This window comes from Microcoleus sp. T3_B1, from assembly GCF_036700445.1.
Taxonomy (GTDB): domain Bacteria; phylum Cyanobacteriota; class Cyanobacteriia; order Cyanobacteriales; family Microcoleaceae; genus Microcoleus.
The window spans coordinates 156518-163203 of record NZ_JAUBOX010000007.1 but is presented as its reverse complement, the minus strand read 5'-3'; the positions used below and the strand labels follow the sequence as shown (position 1 = coordinate 163203).

The window sequence follows — 6686 nt, the reverse complement described above, 5'->3', positions numbered from 1 at the left end:
GTGCAGGGAAACTTGCAAGCACGGTTCTTAGGGGGGAAGGGGACAGCAATGTCCCTGCCCTACCCGACTATTGGAGTACAAGAATGGGAAAAAACCCGGAAATGCCCAAAAAAGTGGCAACACTCTTAAAAAAGCAAAAAGGGAAATGCACCCACTGCGATTTGTTTTTCCGTGAAAACGATGTGTTAGAAGTTGATCATAAAATCCCTAAATCGCAAGGTGGTAAGGATATCTACGACAATTTGCAACTACTACACAGACATTGCCACGACACAAAGACAGCCAATGATGGCAGTCTTGGTACAAAATCCGGCTGTAATAGTGCCGAGCCTAAGCCCACCAGAAAACTTGAAAAAGTCGCGGATAAATGGGTAATGAGGTATGCGTGACAAGCACCAAATCATTGAGGAGCCGTGTGAAGGGAAACTTTCACGCACGGTTTTGAAGACCAGCGGGGTTGGTGACAGCCTGGCTGAGTTTAATTCTATTGGGTGGGCGTATGTTGATACTGAAGGGAATCTCCAAGCCAAAGGGCAGATTCCATTGCAGATGGGCTTACCGAATGGCAAGCAACAGGCTCAGATCGTTAATGCTTGCCTGCAATTAGCAGCAAAGGCTGTGGAATTTGAATGTCCTGTAGTTTGCGAAGAACTTGATTTCTCAGCAAAAAAAGAATCTTTAGGAGAGAAGGGTAAAAAGTATGCCCGGATGCTGTCAGGCTGGGCATACAGCGAGTTCTACAAACAACTCAATTCTATTTTATCGAATCGCGGAATTGAGCTAATTGTAGTCAATCCGGCTTATTCAAGTATTATCGGTTTGGTAAAATATCTAAAAATGTATGGTCTAGCTAGCGACGAATCTGCCTCTCTGGTCATTGCTCGCAGAGCCATGAAATTAAGTGAAAGAATACCTCGCTCCTTAACCGCCTATTCCGAGGTGAACCCGGAAAAGCACGTTTGGAGCGAGTGGAACCAACTGAATAAAAAAATCAAACGTTCCGGTGTAATATTACGTCGTTGTAATTATTATACCGTTTCTAACTGGAGTTTCTTGGTCAACCTCGATACCGAGGAAGCGCAAGCGCTAAGAAAGAACGTTTAAAGCTTATACCGCAGAGTTTACCTAGGTTTGCCTAGGTTTTCACAAGCGGTACAACCCCTCAGTGCTTTAGTAAGTCTTTAAAATTAGTCGATTTTTGTAAAGATTTAGGTTTTATGTTGACTTATGATCAATCTTATGAGTTATAAGGTTGCCGCATCGCGCTCTTGAGCTTGGGGTATTGACACACTCAGCTCTGAAGACACGCTCGATTCTTGAATAGACTAGGGGAGAGAGCAATTTTTGCCTGGCTGCTATCACTTCAGTTGAGGCGAACTGGTACATTCCGATGGCGAATATGATCTGGATTTATAGTACGTCGTTTTCCCATTTTGCTCCCAGAGTCACACCTTAGAGACCAGATTAGCTTTTTGGCTCTGATGAAGTTCAGGCGAGCGGCATAAAATAACAGAGAGGCATCGTATCGGGCTTAATCTTGAGACTGCACATGGCTCAAACCTTGTAAATAAAAAGGCTGTAAGCATTCTCCCGACATTTGTAGCCCATAGCCATAAATGCTTCAATCGCTGTTCGCGTTACACAGCAAGGCCTGGAGGCAAGCTCAAGTTCTCCGAAGGGGGGAACTTGAGCTTAAGTTGTCACCAATGGGGTCTTCCTAGTAACTAGAAGCGATCGATTAGCAATGAGCAAATTAGTAATTACTTATTCTTTGGTTTGAATATGTCTGTTAAACAATCACATTACGAGACTTTACTAGCAGAGTACAGCGAATCTTCGGCGGCGATCGCCCTGCTGAAAAAATATCGGGTTTACATGGAAATGATTCCGAGTATCCGCCGCGCCCATGAGAGTTTAATCACAATTCCTTTGCCAATTGCGCGCTTGCGGGACGGGGTTTCTTATGCGGGAAGCAGCGGCACTAGCATATCGCCCGGACAGGCAGTTTGTTTGCCCTGCGATTTGGCGATTTTGATGTGCGATCCTGAATGGAAAGTTAAAATTGGAGTGGAAATTTTGATTTTCATTCATCGTCCGGGCGAAGAGTTTTCTGAGTTGCTCGGCCGCTGGCGGCAGTCTCAGGTTTGGCTCGATAAAGGTTACGAATGGGTGATGCCACACCGCTACAGACATATTTACAGCGATGAAGCTGAGGCTGTTCATCCGCTATTTGTTTTGTTTGAGGAAACGCCGGAACTGGTTCAACGGGGTTTGATGGCGGCTGGTTTGCCGTTTGTAGTGGAAAGTTTCGAGTCTGGGAGTGAGGAAGTAGAGGAGGAAGAGTTTCTGGGTAGCGGGGAACTGGGAAGTATTGGTGAAGAGAGTTTTGATTTGTAGGGTGGGTGCGATCGCCTATAGCCATCGTATTGCTTGAAGTAAAGTAGATTTTTTTTAACAAACCGCAGAGGGCGCAGAGGGCGCAGAGAAAGAGAAAAGAGAGAAATATTGATGTTTTGGAATCCCGAATCGGGTTGTTATATGCAGATATTCAAAAATATTTTGGGTGGGGAAAGGAATGTTTATGCTCCACAGGTAGATTGCATTTCCAACAATCGAATTAATCGATAGCTTTGTCATTTGTGACCCGCCCAAAAACGGATACAAGCCCCCGATGTCGTGGAGAAATAAAAATTTTAGACGAAACTTCAAGCTCCCAGATTCATGGAGTAAATCTCAAATCTCAAATCTCAAATCTCAAATCGAATGACCCCTCTAGCTGGGTTGCAAACGTTGGCTTTCATGCTGGTTGCGACGCCTAATGTAAAGGTGTGGGTTGAGATTTAGCCCTCGAATGAATGTGCGATCGGTAATTTGGACGTTGGTGTTCAGGGGTTTTTTGGAATTGTGGGTATGGACGACGCCGCCGAGTGTGACTCGATCGCGATCGGAAATTCCCGCGAATTCCAACATGATATCATCGGCGTGTTCCATATTTTCTAGCTTCAATAAACCGCCGGTGCTATCTAACAGTGCTTCCACTTCTGGATCAGTCATCGCTTGGGCTTTTGGTACGTCATTCACGGGGCTTTCTTGAGAGCGGACAATTTTTTATGATCTGTCAATAGGGGACAAGTGAAGAATATATTTAGATTCTGTTTGGTTTTAATTGCGATCGGCTTCAAGCAGATTAGTTGCATTGGCTGGTCTTGGTTAACTTAATTGACCGATCTGGAAGATATTCTCAACACACGGACGAGAGTCGGTGCTTTTACTTATACTTTTTAATTTCATCTTTTGGCAATAACAATGTTTCTTCTATCTCTTCGCGCACTTCAGGAGATACATTACAAGCGCTATTTAGACAGTCTATCAGCAGCTTATTGGCATCGTAATACTGCTGTAATAGTTGCTTTTGTGAGTCGTTAAACTGCCAGTTATGACCAATATTGCGATACTTTATAATCAAACTTCTGAATTTTTTCGTCCAAAGTTGACCATTTTCGGCTTGCCACTTATCAAATGAAAGACTATCTTTCCAATCAGGCAGTTCCGCTTCAAGTTGTTGTAATGATTGCCACAGATTAAAATCAAACTCACCGTCAGGGGTAACAAAATCAGGATCGATACAGTCGTTAATGGCATGAGCGAGAGTGGCATACAGACAGAAATCGATATGCAAATCAACAGGAGAGTTGTTAAAATTTTCGTGGAAACCTATTAAATTAGAATCAACCTTAAAGGCAAGGTTTAGAGAGCAATCAAGATCGGGCGAATGAGTGGAGGCCGGAGCCACAGCTAGATCGAAGTAGAACGCTCGGATTGCTGCTCTTTTAAACGGAAGTTGAATTAAGCAAGATTTTTGATTTATCCAATACAAAAAATGTTGTAGCTTTTCATCATGCCCTAAAAGTACATCAATTGCCTGCTTCATATAAAACAACAGACAGTCTGCACTTGCTAACATTTCAACCACTAAAAAAAACACTTCCCGCCAGGGTTTATCAGTAATGTTATTAATCAGAATTGGCCAAGCCTGTTGCTTTGGTATGTATGAATTACAACTGATCGCAATTTTTCTGGCTATAAAATACTCTTGAAAAGTCAAGTGAGAATAAGAATAGATTTTATGCGCCCGTTCCACCAATAACCCATGTTGCGCCTCAATTGATTTTAGCACCGCTTCACTATCTACCTGCAACGCCTCCGGGTCGTTTTGAGCATCGGGCAGATTGCGGATGTAATCAGAAATATACTGCTCTAGTTGTTTCTGTTTAAAGAAATAGTCTCCCTGCTGAAATGTCGTTAGAGCAATTTGACTGAGTAAATCTTTCTTGTGCTGCAATGAGAGATTTTTATAAACCTGCTCTCGCTCAATCTTTCGCGTTTCATCCCATCTTCTCAGCAGAATATCTACTCCTTCTTCATAAAGTTCGGAACGTAAGCCGGGAAATTTGGCTGATTCTTCAAACACCAAACATAACAGCGTTAGCAGTAACGGATTTGTTGCCAGTTCTCGAATCCGGTTGTTTTCCCTAAGCTGTTGAATAAATTCCTCTGCTTTCGCGGGTTCCTTAGCTTGAAACCATTTTCGGGCAAAGGTGGCTATCTGTTTGTCATCAAAATCTGCGACTTCCACCTCTGTAAACTTCTCAAAAGTATAATCTTTTGCTGCAATCCGACAAGTCATTACAAAGTTATTGGTGCGAAATTTGTCAGATAAATAAAGAACTTGCTTGATGACATGGCTGTTATGCTCAACTTTTACTTCATCTAAACCATCGAGTAAAACCAGTGCCTTACCGTGCTTGAAAAGGACAGCTATTTGGTCAGCAGAAACATCACAATCAGAAAACATCTGGGTGATGTATTCCAGTAAGCTAGGTTTTCCTTCAGTTTCTGCAAACTGCTTGAGCGTGAGAAAAATAGGAAGGCGATGAGCTTGAAATTTACCTCGATCGCACTGGATTGCTAAATATTTTAAAAATGTGGTTTTTCCTGACCCTGGCTTACCCAGCACAATCAATTTTGAGTATTTGTCAACCGCTTCTAGTCCTAGTATTCGTTTATCAGTTACTCTGCCAAGCCCGAAGCGATAGAAGTTTTCCGGGTTACAGTCTTGCAACAGTTCATCAATTTCGCGCCGCCGATGACTGGTAATTTTTTCCAGAATATTGACGTTGGTGTAAAGGTCACTTACGTCAATGGGTTGCGACATCGTGAGCGATCGCATTGTACCGCACTGGTCTTGAATCATCTCGTGGCAATTCTGGCGCACCTCTTGCACCAAGTCATTTAACTCATCCTCTGACAGATTAGAAGTTGGAGAGTCCGAAGCCTTGCATTTACGATATTCAGCAGTCAGAAAATTGAGCAAGCGACCATATTTACCTGGGCCTTTACCGTTGATACTGAACTTTTTGTAAACGTGGCTCATGCGAGTGGTAAGCGCACTGCTGCTGATATGGAGTTCTGTTGCTATCTCCAACTCTGTCTTGTTACTGCTAAACCAGAGTACAAAAGCATCCTCTTGCTCTGGCGAAAGCGCATACTTACGAGCCATCTCAATTAAAAAGTCACGCGGCATTGACATGGACTAGCCTCTCTATTACCTGACAACGAATTCAGTATCTTCTATCTAGCCTTAAATCACAGTTAGGGCTGCTCTTATATTACTTATTGTGGAGCCAAAATGCTATTCAATAGCAGGCTGAAACTGAAGATTCTAGATATGTCAGCCTAAGTCAGTCTAAGTCAGCCTCAACGTGAGAGATATCTCCAAAGCTAAATTGCGAAATTGAATTTAGTAATTTTTGGGAGATTCTTATCATGAAAAGAACCAGGGCTAATGGACGGTTTGACTACAAAGGCAAAAATGGCATTCTGCTACCAGCAGTTACCACGATACTTAAGGCTACACAGCCGCTTGAGTCTGTAGCTGCTCTTTGTAATTGGCGCAAGAAAGTAGGAAACACAGAAGCAAATCGCATTGCTGTAAGCAGCCGTCGCCGGGGAGAACTATTGCATCAGTGGGTTAAGGATTATTTGCAAGGGTTATCTCCCGCTTCCAGCCTAATTCAGCCCTATTGTTATAGCGTTCAGCCTGTACTGGAGAAACTTAGCGATGTCCAGTTGGTGGAGACAGTTGTGCCAAATTATGTGGAAGGATACGCTGGGAAAGTTGATTTAGTTGCCCGTTATCAAGGTGTTCCATGCACTATTGAGTGGACGACTGCTGAAGAACCTAAACTGCGAGTAGAAAAACTCTACGACAAGCCTTTACAGTTAGTTGCTTATGGTGGGGCAATTAATCGATGCTATGGTGAGAGTCTGTTTGGTTCTAAAATTGTTAATGCTTTGATTGTTGTGGCTCTTCCCGATGAAGATGCGGAAATATTTGTGTTGGAACGCGAACTATTGCTGGAATACTGGCAGAAGTGGTTGAAACGGCTAAAGTTTTTTGGAGAAAAAGCTGCTTGATAGGTTCAGAAATAGTTAGGATAGAACTGGAGTTGGCCTGTTCTATCCCTAACTATGTTTAGGGTCTTGTTTTTGGGCGGATGGTGTGCTTAGCCGCTAGCGCTTGTGACAGTTGCGTAAGTCCTGATAGAATTTATTAAATTAACCGCAGAGAGCGCAGAGTTCGCAGAGGGAAGAGCCGGGGAGAATTACCATTTTATTATTACATG

5 protein-coding genes and 1 pseudogene are annotated in these 6686 nt (G+C 43.1%); 4 read left to right on the top strand and 2 right to left on the bottom strand.

Annotated elements, in window-relative coordinates:
* The 3 genes from QT990_RS06805 to QT990_RS06795 all read left to right on the top strand — a co-directional run.
* The coding region (locus QT990_RS06805; protein ID WP_333146554.1) for an HNH endonuclease signature motif containing protein at positions 1-389 on the top strand (389 nt) is incomplete at its 5' end.
* A complete protein-coding gene (locus QT990_RS06800) occupies positions 382-1104 on the top strand; it encodes an IS200/IS605 family accessory protein TnpB-related protein (protein WP_333146556.1) in 723 nt (240 codons plus the stop codon). The genes QT990_RS06805 and QT990_RS06800, both read left to right, overlap by 8 nt.
* A gap of 678 nt (positions 1105-1782) precedes the next feature.
* Positions 1783-2397 carry a hypothetical protein gene (locus QT990_RS06795; RefSeq protein WP_333056059.1) on the top strand — a complete coding sequence of 205 codons (615 nt, stop codon included), beginning with the start codon at positions 1783-1785 and terminating at the stop codon, positions 2395-2397.
* Positions 2398-2759: 362 nt separating this feature from the next.
* Here QT990_RS06795 and QT990_RS06790 read toward each other — a convergent pair.
* Both QT990_RS06790 and QT990_RS06785 read right to left on the bottom strand, forming a co-directional pair.
* Positions 2760-3066 (bottom strand): annotated as a pseudogene (locus QT990_RS06790) (saccharopine dehydrogenase-like oxidoreductase); the annotation flags it as partial.
* A 202-nt stretch (positions 3067-3268) separates the two neighbouring features.
* On the bottom strand, positions 3269-5215 hold the full coding sequence (locus QT990_RS06785; protein WP_333465055.1) for an NACHT domain-containing NTPase: 1947 nt from the start codon (positions 5213-5215) through the stop codon (positions 3269-3271).
* A gap of 611 nt (positions 5216-5826) precedes the next feature.
* On the opposite strand from QT990_RS06785, the gene QT990_RS06780 reads away from it, so the two are divergent.
* Positions 5827-6477: a hypothetical protein gene (locus tag QT990_RS06780; protein WP_333146560.1), complete on the top strand. Its 651-nt coding sequence runs from the start codon at positions 5827-5829 to the stop codon at positions 6475-6477.
* Positions 6478-6686: the final 209 nt, after the last annotated feature.